Consider the following 15,526-nt stretch of genomic DNA (forward strand, 5'->3'; position numbering starts at 1 on the left):
CAAACACCAGCGCTCGGATCCTCATTTACTCGGAATTTACAGTGATTTAATGTGCCTGTAAGACCCTGACACACTACGGGTTCCACCTTGCGAAAGCCCCAAGCCGCATGTATTCTGACGCCGTCTCTCTGTTCAGCCGGCTAGAGCGTCCTTTGAGAAACCTGAACCCCGTAATCTTTATCATGAGTGTCATGTTTATACTTCTTAGTATTTTCATGACGTTACCCGTGCTTCTTCTCGTAACTTCTGAATCGCCGAATGCGATGGCGTTTGCGGAGTCTGCGGCTATCTGTTTTGGTACGGGTCTGCTGGGCATTCTCGCGACCTACCGCCAGGCAAGAGATCTGAAACCGCGTTACATGTTTGTGCTGACCGTCTCCAGCTGGTTTCTCATCGCCCTACTCTCCTCGCTCCCGTTCTACCTCAGTGATCTGGGGCTCACCCTCGGCGAGGCCTTTTTCGAAGGCACATCCGGTATCACCACCACCGGTGCCACGGTACTTACAGGCCTGGACACCATGGACCAGGACCTGTTGCTCTGGCGCTCGGTTCTGCAGTGGATTGGTGGCATCGGGATCATCGGCATGTTCGTTGCCGTACTGCCCTTTCTTCGCGTAGGTGGCATGCGGCTTTTTGCTACGGAGTCCTCAGAATGGACTGACAAGGCCCTGCCGAGAATGAAGACCCTCAGTCGTGGCCTGCTGTTGGTTTACGTGGTGTTTTCGGTGCTTGCGGTCACGATCTATTGGCTCTCCGGTATGAGCTTGTTTGATGCGTTTAATCATGGGCTGACCAGTATTGCGACCGGTGGCTTTTCTACGTCTGATATGTCCATGGGCAAGTTCGACTCCAACCTGATTCTGCTGGAAGCCACCCTGTTCATGATGATTGGCAGCATGCCCTTCTTTCTTTTTGTCCGGGAGATGCATGGCCAGCACGGGGTGCTCTTCAGGGATCAGCAGGTGCGGCTGTTCGTGACCATCCTGCTGGTAGTACCGGCGCTATTAACTCTTTATCGCTGGTATGTTTCGCCGGTGGAGTTCGACCTCTTTAACGGGTACGTGTCGACACTGTTCAATGTTACGTCTGTCGTCACGACAACCGGCTATGCCTCGGAAGATTACTCCACGTGGGGGCCACTTGCGTTCGTGCTGTTTTTCTTCTTGATGTTTATCGGCGGGTGCTCTGGCTCAACAGCCGGGGGCATGAAAGTGTTCCGTTTCCAGCTGTCGCTGATCGTGCTGAGGGAACAACTAATGCGACTGCTGCACCCCAGGGCCGTGTTTACCCGTAACTACAATGGGCGCGCGGTAAGCGACGAAATTATCTCTTCCATGATCGCCTACACCTTTATCTTTCTGTTGTGCCTGCTGATCATAACGGTCGCGCTGGCAGCTCTGCAGTTGGACTTTATCACCAGCCTTTCCGGGGCGCTCACCGTTCTGACCAACGTTGGCCCGGCGCTGGGCGGCACAATAGGGCCGGCAGGCACCTTTGCACCGCTCCCGGAGCTTGCCAAATGGATACTATCGGTGGGTATGCTGATGGGGCGTCTGGAAATACTGAGCGTGGTGATTGTGCTGTCACCCGCATTCTGGCGAAGCTAAGCAGAGTACGTGCCCTGCCAGCTCCGCCGATGAACGGCAGGCGTGCTACAGTACGTTATCGCGAAGGAATTTGCCGATATCGACGATCTCTTCCATGCACACGCTGTGCTCCATCGGATAGGTCTGATACGTGGGGTCAAACCCCATGTCCTGCAGTTTCTCCAAGCTCTGCCGGCCCAGGGCCTCAGGTACCATCGGATCGAAAGTGCCATGATAGATCTTGACGGGAATGTCGCGATTCGCCTCTGAACGCTTCACGGTCTTCGCCGTGGCGAAGTAGGTTGACAGGGCAATAATGCCCGCCAGACGCTTCGGATAGCTCAACCCAAGCTCGTAGGCCACGGCGCCCCCCTGGGAGAAGCCAGCAATCACAATGTTCTCGCTTTTCACGCCACGCTCAATTTCCCGGTCCACCAGTTTTGCAACGGCGTCTGACGAAGCCATCAGCTGGTCGGTATCCACCACCCGGTCAATATCCATCGCCTTGATATCGTACCAAGCTGGCATTGTCATTCCGCCATTGATGGTGACCGGCAGGTTGGGGGCGTGAGGGAAGATGAATCGAACCGCAGCATCGTCCGGCAGCCCCAATTCCGGCACAACCGGCTCGAAATCATGGCCGCTGGCACCAAGGCCATGCAGCCAGATAACGGCAGCAGTAGGACTGGGGTTGGTTTCTAACTCGATATATTGAAGTTCTTGCACAAAATACCTCGGGTATCAGGAGTGTTCCGTTGGTGTATCCGCTGAGTCATTGCCATTGTGGGCCTCAAGCGCTGTCACCACAGGATTGGCGTACATATCCAGCAGGTAGGGGCGAATCGCCGGGTCGCAGGCATCAAGTCGGCGCTCCATCTCCGCTTCGGCGGCTTCTATTTCCGCCGCTGACCAGGCCTCAGCCGTCACCACTGCATCACTCACAGAGTCTCTGGTGGCGTGTGAATCAGGGTGTATGCCCCGCTGCTGATAAGCGACCAGGTTGGATGTGTGCAAGTGATAATTGGCATGCATCTCCCGATCGATCCGGGCAGCCAGCTCCTTTGGCGTATTTTCGGCATTCGCGATGGGCGCTCCGAAATGCACGTGTACATGCCCTTTAAATCCCGTAAGCCCGCGCATAATCTGGTCAGTATCTTCACCTTCGGCCTTGATATACTTACCCGTGCGAGCGCGGGTTTCGAGCTCTCGGGCCTTGTCCATATCGCAGGGGTCATACTCGTAGGCAATGGAGACAGGGACAATGTGCAACCGGTTCATGGCTTCGCCGAAATCCAGCCCGCTTTTCTTCTGGCTCATGTAAAACATTTTAATGATTGCAGGATCGGTAAAGTCCAGTCCGTTTTTGGCCCGCCCTTCACGTTGCGCAATCCAGATGCTTTCGTTGTTGTCGATACTGTGATTTATAAACGCCGAAAGCATGATGTAGGCGTCCCGCATTTCACGTGGGCTGGTCATACTGCGGCGAACCACAAAGCTCTTGTTCAGCCGCATCATTTCGGCGAACACGCGATTGGCCAGAAGGTTGTCGCCAATGGCAATGCGGGTGGTGTTGAAACCGTTCGCGAACAGGAGATAGTTGACCACCATCGGGTCAAACACGATGTCCCGATGGTTCGAGATGAACAGGTAAGCAGTCTGTTTATCCAGGTTTTCCAAACCGCTGTGGGTCACCCGTGTCGTGGTCTGGTCGACCAGTTCGCCAACGTAACCCGACAGCCGGGCCTGGAGGTCCTCGATACGGGTAAGCCCGCCGAAGTGGCTGGCCAGCCAGCGCTTGACCCATACCCGGAGAACCGCTGGTGCCCATTTGGCCAGTGTGGGTGACTTGAAGCGGCCAATCATATCCAGAAACTCCGGATCCCGTACCAGATTGTTGATAGCGGTTCCGGTTTCCTCGTCCGAGTAAGGTCGGATGGCGTCAAATTCCTGCATGAAGTTCCTGTTTGTTGGGTGCAGAAAAAAGGCGCATTGTAGCGTTTATAAGGTTTGTTTGTCTCCGCCGATTCCGTGACAGGTTTCTGGTATCATGGCTTGCCTGCCAGAATGGCACTTTTTAGCTAACACCCTAGTTGACGTCTACCCTCAACCAAACCGCTGGCCAAGTCATGGATTTTGCACAACTCAGCACAGAGCGCCCCCGTGTTTCCGATCAAGACCCTGAAGAAGTCCTGCATCGTGTTTTCGGCTACGAGACCTTCCGGCCCCTGCAGGGCGACATAATCCGCGAGCTCGTTAACGGTGGCGATGCGTTGGTATTGATGCCCACCGGCGGCGGTAAATCCCTCTGTTATCAGGTGCCAGCCCTGGTTCGGGCCGGAACGGCCATCGTCATATCACCACTGATTGCACTGATGCAGGACCAGGTGGCGGCGCTTAAAGAACTCGGTGTAAAAGCGGCCTTTCTCAACTCCACCATGGATTTCGAGCAGGCCCGCGACACGGAAAATGCCCTGATGACCGGCGAGCTGGACCTGCTCTACTGCGCGCCGGAACGGCTTATTCAGCCACGCACACTGGACTTGCTGCATCACGCCTCGATTTCCCTGTTTGCCATCGACGAGGCGCATTGCGTTTCCCAATGGGGGCATGACTTCCGCTCGGATTACCTTGAACTGAGCCGGCTGGCCCATGAATTTCCGGGAATACCCCGAATTGCCCTCACCGCCACCGCTGACGAGCGCACCCGCAAGGAGATCGCTGAACGGCTTTCCCTGACCGAAGCCCGACACTTTATCAGTGGTTTTGATCGCCCGAACATTCAATACAGAATTGCGCCAAAAATTAATGCAAACAAACAATTGCTAGACTTTATTAAAGCAGAGCATGATGGCGACTGCGGCATCGTTTACTGCCTGTCCCGCAATAAAGTAGACAACACCGCAAAGTTGCTTCGCGATAAGGGCTACACTGCTCTGCCCTATCATGCGGGGCTCAATGCCGGTGATCGCGCGCGGCACCAGGAACGCTTCCTTCGCGAAGACGGCATAATCATCGTAGCCACCATTGCGTTTGGCATGGGCATCGACAAACCCGATGTACGGTTTGTCGCCCACCTGGACCTTCCCAAAAGCCTGGAAGCGTACTATCAGGAAACCGGCCGAGCGGGTCGTGACGGCAAGCCCTCGACCGCCTGGATGGTCTATGGCCTGCAGGACGTAATCAAACTGCGACAGATGCTCGAAGGCTCCATGGGCAATGATCACTTCAAACGGGTTGAGCGCCAGAAACTGGACGCCATGCTGGGCCTGTGTGAAGTGACAAGCTGCCGACGACAGGTATTGTTGCGGTATTTCGGCGACACCCTTGAACAGCCCTGCGGGAACTGTGATACCTGCCTGATCCCACCGGAAACCTGGGACGGAAAGGTTGCCGTTCAGAAGGCTCTCTCCTGCGTATTCAGAACCGGCCAACGTTTCGGGGTCACGTACTTGATTGATGTGTTACGTGGTTCTGAGAACGAACGTATCCTGCAATCCGGCCATCAAACGGTTTCCACCTACGGCATTGGTACCGAGCTGTCTGCGAACGACTGGAAGTCCGTGTTCCGTCAGCTGGTGGCCAACGGTTACCTGAGGGCGGATCCGGAAGGCTACGGAGCGCTGCAACTCACAGAAGAATGCCGCCCGCTACTTAAGGGCGAGGTACCCATCCTGTTACGCAAGGATCCAGTGGTCAAAGCCTCCGGTGGCCGCGGGTCATCAGGGTCCGGCCGCCGCAGGATTGCGGACCAGATCACTGACAAACCCGGCTGGGAGGCGCTGCGTGCCTGCCGCAAAGCGCTGGCGGATGAGAAAGGCGTGCCGCCCTACGTGATTTTCCACGATGCCACGCTGTTTGAAATCCTGGACAAAAAACCGAACAGCCTTGCCGAAATGGCCGAGATTAACGGCGTGGGTGCGGCAAAACTGGAGAAGTACGGGGAAACGTTCCTCACAGCACTGCGGGAGTTGGACGGCGCTTGACCCGACCTGAGCTTATTGCGCCTGGAAGCCTTTCTTGCGAACGCGATAGTGGGCCATCGAGGTGGCCACGTGATTGCCCTCACCGTCGTAAAGGATACCTTCCAACTCAAACGCAGCCCTACCTGTTGCATCGGCCTCGGCCTTGATGGCTTCCACCGTGGCGGCGTCCAGTGAAAACTCCACAAACACATCGGAGTTCGCCGGCTGCAGGAACTGAAGCGTCATTTCCTTGAGAATCGGCGTGTAAGCCGGGCCCAGATCAAACAGCGTCAAAACACCACCGGGGATTTCCGCTACCAGGAAATAGGCACCGGCGTACAGACTGCCAAAGTGGTTCTTATTGCCTTTCAGGCGTATTCTTGCCTTTACGAATCCGGGGCGGACCTCTTCAACACTGAAGCCGTTTCGCGGTGCAAAAGGAATCGACAGACCAATAATCCGGTTAACCGCCGCATAACCGCTGGTTTTACGGAGCCATGCCAGAGGCTGGGTGATTCGTGCCCCTGGGTCCGATGCAGACACCCATTGGCCGGTTGCACCAATCAGATTGTCGATAAACGCCATGCCTTTTACCTTCTGGTGATTTAACACCCATGATCGCAGCCGTTTAAAAGGTATCGCAACTGTTTTTGGGATTTTTTGCGGCAAACCCTTCCAGGACACGGAAATTCACCTAAACTGCTTTGATATCAAAACGGGCGACAATAAGAACTTCGAATGGACGCGGGAGTCAGTCTTCAATGAAAGTGAGGCGTGCGCTTGGCTGGCTAACGGCCCTGGCATTAATGCTGGCTGGCTCGGGCACCAGTGTGTCTTCAGAATACCCAGCTGGCAAAACGCAGGAATCGGAGTATCGCCTGTGGTACCGCAATTACGATAGCCCCCCTATACGCGCCCTGGTCGCCCTCGCCTTCGACAAGACACCGGAATACGGCCCCTATCGAATCACACGCACTCCGGAAATGGCCCAGGGGCGGGTTGTCCGCGAACTCGAACGCCAGCAATCAGAACTGGTCGATCTCGCAAATGTCGCGACTTCAAGCCAGAGGGAAGAAAGCCTGCGGGCCATTCCCATACCTATTGATGGCGGCCTTTTGGGGCTTCGGGTATGCGTCGTGCTTAAAGAATCGCTGCCCAGGTTCGAGGGTATCCGAAACCTGGGCAATCTGCGGGAAGCCGGCATCCGCATCGGCCAGGGCGCACACTGGCCGGACTCGTCGATTCTGCAGGTCAACGGAGTCAATGTGGTGACTCACTCGCGGTATGAAATCCTTTTCCGCATGTTGGAGAATCACCGTTTTGAATGCTTCGCTCGGGGTGTCAGCGAAGTCTTATTCGATCTGGAGCTTGAAAACAACGAAGACTTTGTCATCGAACCCGACCTGCTACTGGCTTATCCGATGCCCTCTTACTTCTTCGTCAACCGCCACGACCACGAAACGGCTCACCGGCTTCAATTAGGTATGGAAAGGGCCGTTTTCGATGGCAGCTTCGGTGCATATCTCAACCAATACTACGGCCAGGCCATCGACGATCTGAACCTGCATAGCAGGAACGTTCTTGTCCTGGATAACCCCTACCTGACCGACGAGTCCTGGGCTATTGGCACCAGAACCCTCCTCGAACTCCGGCGGCGAATCCAGATATTATCCTCGCCCCAAAAAACGTCCTACTCAAACCCTGAATCGTGACACGTTTTGATTGAGTGTGTGGCCAACCGACTCAATCTGGCCGCTGTAGACATCATTTTCACTGGCAGCCTTGGCGGCTTCCTGGCCCTGGTCGGCAATCCGGGTGATGGAGGAGTTCAACTCTTCTGTCACCGAGGTCTGCTCTTCAGAAGCCGTTGCGATCTGGGACGTCATCTGGCTGATCGACGTTATCGCGTCGGCAATACGGTTGAGCGACTCCATTGCATCCTGAGCTTTCTCCATGCTCACATTCGATACCGCTGTTGATGCCTTCATGACGTCCACAGCCTGGTTTGCACCGCTTTGCAGGCGTTCAATCATGTTGTTGATTTCTTCGGTGCTGTCCTGGGTACGGCGAGCCAGATTTCGCACTTCGTCCGCCACTACCGCAAAGCCGCGGCCTGCGTCCCCGGCCCTGGCAGCTTCAATCGCCGCGTTTAGTGCCAGCAGGTTGGTCTGTTCAGCAATACCCTGAATAACCTCGAGAACCGAAGTAATGTCGGTAACATCTTTGCCGAGTTTGTCGATGACTTCCGCAGCGGCGTTGATCTCTTTCGACAGTTTCTGCACTGCATCCCGAGACGCGGCAACGGTTTCAAGGGAAGCGCGACTGTCTGCATCGGCGGTATTGGAGGCATCCGCAGTCTGTTGGGCATTTTGTGCAATTTCCCCGGCAGCGGCGGACATCTCATTGATTGCAGTGGCCACCATATCAATCTCTGCCTGCTGCTTTTCAACGCTGTCTCGGCTGGTGCTGGCCGTATCCCGCAGGGATGACACGTTCTCGCCAAGCTCTGCCGTGCCTTGCTGAACGTCCCGGACCACATTCTGAATATTCTCCACAAAACTATTGAATTCCGCCGCGAGCTTGCCGAATTCGTCGTTGGCGCTATCATCCAGGCGTTTGGTGAGATCTGCGTCGCCACTGGCGATTGAGGCCATGGCGGCATTAAGCCTGCGAACCGGAGACATCAGGAACCGGATTCCGAAATGCAGGATCACCAGTGACACCAGCAGGCCAATCACAGCGATGATCAGTCCTGTCACCCGGGCCGCGTGAACCGGAGCATTGATCTTGTCCTCGTTGATAAAGGTTCCAAGATACCACTCAACACCACGGGCGCCTTTGATCCGATGGAAACCGGCACTCCAACTGGCTTCCCCAGTGTCATATTGATGGACTTCACCGCTGAGCCGTGGTGATTCTCCCAGAAGGCTACTGATTTTCTTACCAACCAGTTTCTTGTTCGGGTGAAACAACACTGTGCCATCGTCACTGATCAGAGCGGCATAACCGGTGTTGGCCAGCGTAATCGTGGAGAGCGTCTGCTCTATGGTCTTCAGTGCAATATCACCACCGACAACCCCCTGATAGGCCCCACGCCTGACCGGCGCCAGTGTGGAAATGATGGTACCTCCAGTGCCGGCATCCAGATAGGGTTCGGTGAACGATGCCGAGCCCTTTTGCTTCGCCTGTTTGAACCATGGGCGTGTGCGTGGGTCGAAATCCGCAGGAAGCGTGGCTTCTGAAGCGTCGTCCTTCATCAGCATATAGCCATCGTCACGGCCAACATACACATCAATGAACCCGCCACCGGATGTCGCGGCAGCCAGGATACCCCGGGCCTCGGCGTCGGTTTCCACCGATTCCAGCGCTTTTGCCGTTGCTTCGGTCATGGCAAGGCGCGTGTTGAGCCAATCCGCGATACTGGACGTACTCTGAGCCACGGTGTCTTCAATCAGCGCATCTACATAGGTATCCGTGGTGTTCTGTAACCTGAGGTTGCCGCTGAGCGTAAACGCCCCCATTACAAGTAAGAGCAAAATACCAAAGGCGACAAGCAACTTCTGGCCGAAACTCAGGTTCATTTTCCGGGTCCTTTTCGAGACATTCTATTCGGGGGCTTAAGCAAACAGCGTATCGTCTGCCTATTATTCATAGACTGGTTTTCGGCGTTGGCTGCGAAGTCTTTAGCGCTATCTGTTAAAATAGTTCTGGCAATCAACCACTCTTGCCGTCATTTCCACACTCAACGGGAGCTGCCGTATATGGCCCACGAAGAACTGCACCTCAACCTTCGTAACCTGACCAGTGATGACTACCCACAGCTCCAGCGATTGATGGACAGAGTCTACGACGATATTGGCGGTGCCTGGCCAGAGGACACGATTGAAGCTTTGGTGCAGCAGTTTCCGGATGGCCAGATTTGCATTGAGGAATCCGGAGATCTGGTGGCTATAGCCCTCACGGTGTGCGTCAAGTATGAGCGATTTAGCAATCCCCATACCTACGACGACCTGATCCTGCGCAATGAAAAGATCTGGCACAACGCCAAAGGCGACTCGCTTTACGGCCTCGATGTGTTTATCCATCCGGACTATCGCGGTTACCGTCTGGGCCGGCGGCTTTACGAAGCCCGCAAAGAACTGTGCCGCTCCATGAACCTGCGCGCCATCCTGGCGGGCGGCCGTATTCCCGGGTATCACAAGTATTCCGACCAGCATTCCCCGGAAGAGTACATCCAGCGCGTAGACCGCAAGGATATCTACGACCCGATCCTCAGCTTCCAGTTGTCCAACGATTTTCAGGTTACCCGGTTAATGCACAAGTACCTGCCGGAAGACGAAAAGTCCCTCGGGTACGCCACTCTGCTGGAATGGAGGAACATCCTCTATACCCCACCCTCGCCGGTGCTCAGTGTCAAGAAAACCCAGGTGCGCCTTGGCGCGGTTCAGTGGCAGATGCGTGAGTTTACCTCTGTGGAAGAAGTGCTGGAGCAGGTCGAGTACTTCGTGGATGCACTCTCCGACTACAAGAGCGATTTCGCACTGTTTCCAGAGTTTTTCAACGCGCCATTGATGGGCCTGACGGACCAGGTCGACCAGACACGGGCCATTCGCTTTCTGGCAGGCTTTACCGAACAGTTCCGCAACCAGATGTCAGAAATGGCGGTCAGCTACAACATCAACATTATCACCGGTTCCATGCCATTGCTGGAAAACGACCGAGTCTACAACGTGTCCTACCTGTGCCACCGCGACGGCCGTGTGGACGAGCAGCGCAAGATCCATATCACGCCCCACGAACGCCGTGACTGGGTCATCGAAGGCGGCGAAAAATTCCAGGTGTTTGACACCGACGCCGGCCGCGTGGCCATCATGATCTGTTATGACATCGAATTCCCGGAGCTTGGGCGCCTGGCGGCCACCGAAGAGGTGGATATTATTCTGGTGCCCTTCTGGACAGACACCAAAAACGGCTACCTCCGTGTCCGGCACTGTGCCCAGGCCCGTGCGATTGAGAATGAGTGTTACGTCGTGATCACCGGTAGCGTAGGTAACCTTCCCAAGGTTGAGAACCTGGACGTCCAGTACGCCCAGTCTTCCGTGTTTTCGCCGTCGGACTTTGCCTTCCCCCACGATGCGGTGATGGCCGAAACGACGCCGAACACGGAAATGATCATGTTTTCGGATATGGATCTGGAAAAGCTGAAGCTAGTGCGAAATGAAGGCTCGGTGACCAACCTGAAAGACCGGCGCACGGACATTTACGAGTTGAACACCCTACAGACGGGCCAAAATGATAAAAGCAGTTGATGAACCGCCTGAGAGCTTTATCGTAGGACACTGAACACGTTGCCAAACCAACAGAGTGTGGCTATTGTTTAACCATATACTTTCAGGAATACGCCCTCGAGGTGTCATCCGGACATCCTCGGGGGTGCATAAGAGATGATTTTTAGATGAATGAAGCACTACCGGATCTTGTCGCACATTTTCACATCAAGCGTGGTCTCTTCCGTCGAGAGCGTGTACAGGCCGCGCTGTTCGAGCTGGACCACTTCGGATGTGTGATGAAGACGGACAAGATATTCAATCCCGGTGATACGGTCATTCTGGATCTTGTAATGGAAATGCCGTTTGACGACATCCGGGCAGATGGCATCACCGGCCTTGTAACAGAGCGCAGAAAACACTGTAGCAACTTCTTCTATTCCGTTGATTTCGTGGAACTCAATGACAACTCCTCGTCTGCCCTGAGCGAAAAACTCAAGCGCATTCGGGAGGTGGTGATCAAGAAGCAGACACTGAAATCCAGACGTTCCTCTGGGCCTGCCTCCAGCATTCGGCAACTGGCCTGAACCCACCCAAGCCCCGCATCAACTCGCACTTTAAGGAGAAAGTCCTCATGGCGAAGAAAGCCAAAAAGCCAAGCGTTGATAAAGTCGTCAAGAAAGTGAACAAAGAGTTCGATAAAACATCATCACAGATTGAAAAGCTGATCAACGACGCTCTCAAGCAGTTCGACAGCCTGCAAAATCAGATTCAGGAACCCGTCCGCAAGCTGTTAAAAGAAGTGGATGAACTTCGTGATCGTGAAATGAAACGTTTTAACGAAGAATTTGAGCGTCGTTTGGGTGAATTCCACGAGTTGCAAAACAACATACTGGATCGTCTTGGCGTTGCCAGCAAGGAAGCCAGCGAAGAAGCGAAGAAGGTTGCGGACACGGCCACCAAGAAGGCGACTCCCGCTAGTAAAGGTAAGACAGCGGCTAAGAAACCGGCCGCCAAGAAGACCGCCACGCCAAAAGCGGCGACTGCGAAGAAAGCCGCCAAGCCCAAGGCGAGCACAGCCGCCAAAAGTCCGGCCGCAACCACTAAAGCCGCTCCCAAAAAAGCCGCCACGGCCGCGCGGAAGCCGGCTGCAAAACCGTCTGCAGCGAAACGAGCTCCGAAGCCGAAGGACAAAAGCGACCTGACCCAGGTTAAAGGTATTGGACCGGCCACCGCCCGCAAAATGAAGGAATCCGGTATCACCTCGGTTGATCAGATCGCCAATCCGTCTGACGCGGACAAAGAAAAGCTTCAGGCATTTTCAAACGTGAAAGGCTTTAGCACCTTCAGCGACGAAGCCAAGAAAGTTATTTGATGCAACCATCCGAACAGCCTGTTTTACGGGACATTGTCCTGATTGGCGGCGGACACAGCCACGTTGGTGTTCTTAAGCGCTTTGCTATGAACCCTGTGCCTGGTGTCCGCCTTACCCTCATCTGCAGGGATACCCACACACCCTACTCCGGCATGCTGCCCGGCTATGTGGCTGGGCACTATTCCTACGACGACGTCCATATCGACCTCAGCAAACTGGCCGAATTTGCGGGCGCACGCTTCTATCGCGATGAAGTTATAGGCATCGACCGCGGTCGAAAGCGGGTGATCTGCCGTTCCCGGCCGGACGTGCCCTACGACATTCTGTCGGTTAATATCGGCTCCGCTCCTCGGGTGGGTGACGTTAGCGGGGCTACCGAACATGCTGTGCCCGTAAAGCCTATCAACGGATTCAATAATCGCTGGCTGTCGCTGCTATCGCGGCTTGAAAACCACGACAGCCCAATGACCGTTGCCCTGGTCGGTGCGGGTGCCGGGGGCGTTGAGCTCACGCTGGCCATGCAGTTCCGGCTAAGAAATGAACTCGAGAAACGCGGCCACGACCCCGACCAGTTGCATTTCCATCTGTTCGATTCGGAGCAGCAGATCCTGCCCACCCACAACGCCAAGGTGCGTGCGGTATTTTCCGAAACACTCGCAAACCGCGGCGTGAAGGTTCATCTGGGATCGGCGGTCTCAGAAGTGGAGGCCAATCGTTTGACCACGGAATCCGGCGACACCCTGGCGGTTGATGAAGTGCTTTGGGTCACCCGTGCCGGCGGCCCTGAGTGGCTTCGGGATACTGGCCTCGCCTTGGACGACGGTGGCTTTATCCGGGTAACGGATACCTTGCAGACCGAGACAGACGACGACATCTTCGCGGCGGGAGACATCGCCAACGTTGTGAATTATCCCAGGGAAAAAGCCGGTGTGTTCGCCGTACGCCAAGGCCGACCACTGGCGGATAACCTCCGGCGCTACGCCCTTGGAAAGCAGACCAGGCCGTTCCGGCCGCAGAAAAAGTGGCTGGCGCTGATCAGTACCGGCGACAAATTCGCAGTGGCCTCTCGCGGGGATTTGTCGGTGTCTGGTTCTTGGGTCTGGCGCTGGAAAGACAGCATTGATAGACGTTTCATGGCGAAGTTCAATGATCTCCCCGCCATGGAAGATAATGGCGCCCTGCCCGACACCGGTGCCGCGCAAAACGCTGAGGAGGCCTCCCAGGCCATCTCTGCGGTGGCCATGCGTTGTGGTGGCTGTGGCGCCAAAGTGGGCAGTACCGTTTTGTCTCGCGCTTTGGGTGAGCTGCGCCCGATCGAACGCGACGACATACTGATCGGCCTGCACGCGCCCGATGACGCCGCAGTACTCACGGTTCCGCCAGGCAAGGCGGTGGTGCATACGGTCGACTTCTTCCGAGCCTTCATCGACGATCCCTATGTGTTTGGCAAAGTGGCTGCCAATCATGCGCTTGGCGATGTGTTTGCCATGGGTGCCGAAGCCCAGAGCGCGACTGCCGTTGCCACGGTGCCCTACGGTATCGAATCCAAGGTGGAGGACGTGGTTTACCAGATGATGTCCGGGGCTGTGGAAGTATTGAATGAAGCCGGTTGCGCGCTGGTCGGCGGACATACCGGCGAAGGTCGTGAACTGGCCCTCGGGTTTGCCGTTAACGGCCTGATTGATCCAGAGGAAGTGATGAGCAAGGGCGGCCTGCGGGCCGGAGATGTACTGATCCTGACTAAACCCATCGGTACCGGCACCCTGTTCGCTGCCCATGCCAAGCTTGCTGCCAAAGGCCGTTGGATTGACTCGGCGCTCGCCTCCATGGTCCAGTCCAACAAAGACGCAGCACAGTGCCTGCGCCGTTATGGCTCAAAAGCCTGTACGGATGTGACCGGTTTTGGTCTGCTGGGGCACCTTGTTGAAATGACGAGACCATCGGGTGTCGATGCACAACTGGATCTGGGCGCAATCCCGATACTCCCGGGCGCCGAGGAAACGGCAGCGGCCGGAATTCTCAGCTCACTACAGCCGGCCAATATCCGCCTGCGGCGTGGCATCCGCGACCAGGAGCAGTGGGTCAAACATTCCCGCTACCCGTTGATCTTCGACCCCCAGACGGCTGGTGGCCTGCTGGCCAGTGTTCCCGCTGACCAGGCCGATGCTTGCGTCAGTGAGCTGAAGGCCATGGGTTATCCTCACACAGCGATTATTGGGAGGGTATTGGCTCAGGACGGAAGTGGCCCGATTGAGCCGATCACGCTCCGGGACTGAGCCGGGTACGCACCGTCAACGCTTTCTCAATGGCGGTCAGCAAGGCCGCCAGTTCCGCTTCAGGCGTGAAAAAGCAGGCCAATTCCTGGACGTGATTGCACAGTTCTCCGAGGAACGTGGATGATTGTTCCGCTCGTTGCAGCACCCTGGCAAGATCGGCCTCGTCGCCAACACGGAAATATCCGGGATAGTCGTCACCCAGCAGGCCGAGGTTTCCGGAAATATCCGACGCAATTACAGGCAGGCCGGCTCTGCAGGCTTCAGAAACAACATTGGCACCGCCCTCCATCAAGGAACTGATCACCATGGCGTAGGATGAATGCATCAATCGATGGATAGCGGGCTTGTCCAATTCCCCCAACCATTTGAAGCGGGGGTTGGCTTCCTGTTCGATAAGGGCTTGTTGCTCCCAATCCAGAGTATGGGCGCTTCCGGCATTGATTACGCGAATAGCCGAGGTGCCTGGCAATAGCCTTGCCGCCGATGCAGCCCTCAGGGGGTCTTTCTCCTGGCGCAGGTGCCCGATGACGCAGATATCAAACCTATTTTTTTGGAGGTCGGGCTCGCTTGCAGGTTTGTCGGCTGACTGGAGCACAGTGACCAGTTTGTCGGTAAAACGCTCGGGAATGTCCAGATCAACCCGGTGGTGGAGCCCGACCAGGCAATCCGCCATATCCATGGAACTGTGGGTTTGTCTCTGGTAACGGTACTGGTGCTCGTAGATATCGGTTCCCGTAAGCACGACAATCAATGGGATTTCCGGGTGCAAGTTCCGGAAACTCGTCACGGCTTCGTGGCTTCTCCAGGCGTGGAGTGCAATAAACAGGTCACAGGGCTCATCCGTGTACTCGGTTAACAAAGACACCTGATGCCCCGCTTGCCGGAGCAGTCGACTCCAACGCTCCGCTGTCGCCCGGTTACCGGCTTTAGACCCGGGCGGCGCGGGCGTAATTAATGCTATTTTCATTGGTACAGGTGTCCGTAAAGATTTTCATTTTTGATGGATATCCCTAACCTGTTTAGCTCTGGGAATCGTATAGCTGTTCAGAGTTGAGGTAAA

General features: G+C 55.6%; 12 protein-coding genes. 7 read left to right on the forward strand and 5 right to left on the reverse strand.

Going from position 1 to position 15,526, the window contains the following annotated elements:
• Positions 1 to 191: 191 nt before the first annotated feature.
• On the forward strand, positions 192 to 1,607 hold the full coding sequence (locus AC0B60_RS07840; protein ID WP_465085202.1) for a TrkH family potassium uptake protein: 1,416 nt from the start codon (positions 192 to 194) through the stop codon (positions 1,605 to 1,607).
• Between the two features lie 45 nt (positions 1,608 to 1,652).
• Here AC0B60_RS07840 and AC0B60_RS07845 read toward each other — a convergent pair whose 3' ends face one another.
• Both AC0B60_RS07845 and AC0B60_RS07850 read right to left on the reverse strand, forming a co-directional pair.
• On the reverse strand, positions 1,653 to 2,312 hold the full coding sequence (locus AC0B60_RS07845; RefSeq protein ID WP_465085203.1) for an alpha/beta hydrolase: 660 nt from the start codon (positions 2,310 to 2,312) through the stop codon (positions 1,653 to 1,655).
• Between the two features lie 15 nt (positions 2,313 to 2,327).
• Complete coding sequence (locus tag AC0B60_RS07850; RefSeq protein ID WP_465085204.1) at positions 2,328 to 3,539, reverse strand: 1-acyl-sn-glycerol-3-phosphate acyltransferase; 1,212 nt, start codon at positions 3,537 to 3,539, stop codon at positions 2,328 to 2,330.
• 173 nt (positions 3,540 to 3,712) lie between these two features.
• Here AC0B60_RS07850 and recQ point away from each other — a divergent pair, with 173 nt between their 5' ends.
• Positions 3,713 to 5,569 (forward strand): DNA helicase RecQ, encoded by a 1,857-nt coding sequence (recQ, locus tag AC0B60_RS07855; RefSeq protein WP_465085205.1) that lies wholly within the window; start codon positions 3,713 to 3,715, stop codon positions 5,567 to 5,569.
• Between the two features lie 12 nt (positions 5,570 to 5,581).
• Here the strand turns inward: recQ and AC0B60_RS07860 are convergent, their stop codons facing one another.
• Positions 5,582 to 6,133: a PaaI family thioesterase gene (locus tag AC0B60_RS07860; protein ID WP_465085206.1), complete on the reverse strand. Its 552-nt coding sequence runs from the start codon at positions 6,131 to 6,133 to the stop codon at positions 5,582 to 5,584.
• A 176-nt stretch (positions 6,134 to 6,309) separates the two neighbouring features.
• Here AC0B60_RS07860 and AC0B60_RS07865 point away from each other — a divergent pair, with 176 nt between their 5' ends.
• Positions 6,310 to 7,260 carry a hypothetical protein gene (locus AC0B60_RS07865; RefSeq protein WP_465085207.1) on the forward strand — a complete coding sequence of 317 codons (951 nt, stop codon included), beginning with the start codon at positions 6,310 to 6,312 and terminating at the stop codon, positions 7,258 to 7,260.
• On the opposite strand, the gene AC0B60_RS07870 is transcribed toward AC0B60_RS07865, so the two are convergent.
• Entirely contained in the window at positions 7,243 to 9,129 is a 1,887-nt protein-coding gene (locus tag AC0B60_RS07870; RefSeq protein ID WP_465085208.1) for a methyl-accepting chemotaxis protein, read from the reverse strand. The genes AC0B60_RS07865 and AC0B60_RS07870 overlap by 18 nt on opposite strands.
• 180 nt (positions 9,130 to 9,309) lie before the next feature.
• On the opposite strand from AC0B60_RS07870, the gene AC0B60_RS07875 reads away from it, so the two are divergent.
• From AC0B60_RS07875 to selD, 4 genes are all read left to right on the forward strand, one after another.
• Positions 9,310 to 10,857 carry a GNAT family N-acetyltransferase gene (locus AC0B60_RS07875; protein WP_465085209.1) on the forward strand — a complete coding sequence of 516 codons (1,548 nt, stop codon included), beginning with the start codon at positions 9,310 to 9,312 and terminating at the stop codon, positions 10,855 to 10,857.
• Between the two features lie 146 nt (positions 10,858 to 11,003).
• Entirely contained in the window at positions 11,004 to 11,402 is a 399-nt protein-coding gene (locus AC0B60_RS07880; protein ID WP_465085210.1) for a hypothetical protein, read from the forward strand.
• Positions 11,403 to 11,449: 47 nt separating this feature from the next.
• Positions 11,450 to 12,190, forward strand: a complete 741-nt coding sequence (locus AC0B60_RS07885) for a helix-hairpin-helix domain-containing protein (protein WP_465085211.1) — start codon at positions 11,450 to 11,452, stop codon at positions 12,188 to 12,190.
• Positions 12,190 to 14,466 (forward strand): selenide, water dikinase SelD, encoded by a 2,277-nt coding sequence (gene selD / locus AC0B60_RS07890; RefSeq protein WP_465085212.1) that lies wholly within the window; start codon positions 12,190 to 12,192, stop codon positions 14,464 to 14,466. Before AC0B60_RS07885 ends, selD begins: the two co-directional genes overlap by 1 nt.
• Here selD and senB read toward each other — a convergent pair.
• Complete coding sequence (senB, locus tag AC0B60_RS07895; protein WP_465085213.1) at positions 14,450 to 15,433, reverse strand: selenoneine biosynthesis selenosugar synthase SenB; 984 nt, start codon at positions 15,431 to 15,433, stop codon at positions 14,450 to 14,452. The two genes, selD and senB, sit on opposite strands and share 17 nt — an antisense overlap.
• Positions 15,434 to 15,526 lie beyond the last annotated feature (93 nt).

It is taken from the genome of Marinobacter sp. V34 (genome assembly GCF_055524115.1).

Coding starts and splice junctions, on each gene's coding strand:
- AC0B60_RS07885 (WP_465085211.1), top strand. CDS start 11,450: ATGGCGAAGAAAGCCAAAAAGCCAAGCGTTGATAAAGTCGTCAAGAAA.
- AC0B60_RS07875 (WP_465085209.1), top strand. CDS start 9,310: ATGGCCCACGAAGAACTGCACCTCAACCTTCGTAACCTGACCAGTGAT.
- selD (WP_465085212.1), top strand. CDS start 12,190: ATGCAACCATCCGAACAGCCTGTTTTACGGGACATTGTCCTGATTGGC.
- AC0B60_RS07870 (WP_465085208.1), bottom strand. CDS start 9,129: ATGAACCTGAGTTTCGGCCAGAAGTTGCTTGTCGCCTTTGGTATTTTG.
- recQ (WP_465085205.1), top strand. CDS start 3,713: ATGGATTTTGCACAACTCAGCACAGAGCGCCCCCGTGTTTCCGATCAA.
- AC0B60_RS07850 (WP_465085204.1), bottom strand. CDS start 3,539: ATGCAGGAATTTGACGCCATCCGACCTTACTCGGACGAGGAAACCGGA.
- AC0B60_RS07840 (WP_465085202.1), top strand. CDS start 192: ATGTTTATACTTCTTAGTATTTTCATGACGTTACCCGTGCTTCTTCTC.
- AC0B60_RS07865 (WP_465085207.1), top strand. CDS start 6,310: ATGAAAGTGAGGCGTGCGCTTGGCTGGCTAACGGCCCTGGCATTAATG.
- AC0B60_RS07880 (WP_465085210.1), top strand. CDS start 11,004: ATGAATGAAGCACTACCGGATCTTGTCGCACATTTTCACATCAAGCGT.
- senB (WP_465085213.1), bottom strand. CDS start 15,433: ATGAAAATAGCATTAATTACGCCCGCGCCGCCCGGGTCTAAAGCCGGT.
- AC0B60_RS07860 (WP_465085206.1), bottom strand. CDS start 6,133: ATGGCGTTTATCGACAATCTGATTGGTGCAACCGGCCAATGGGTGTCT.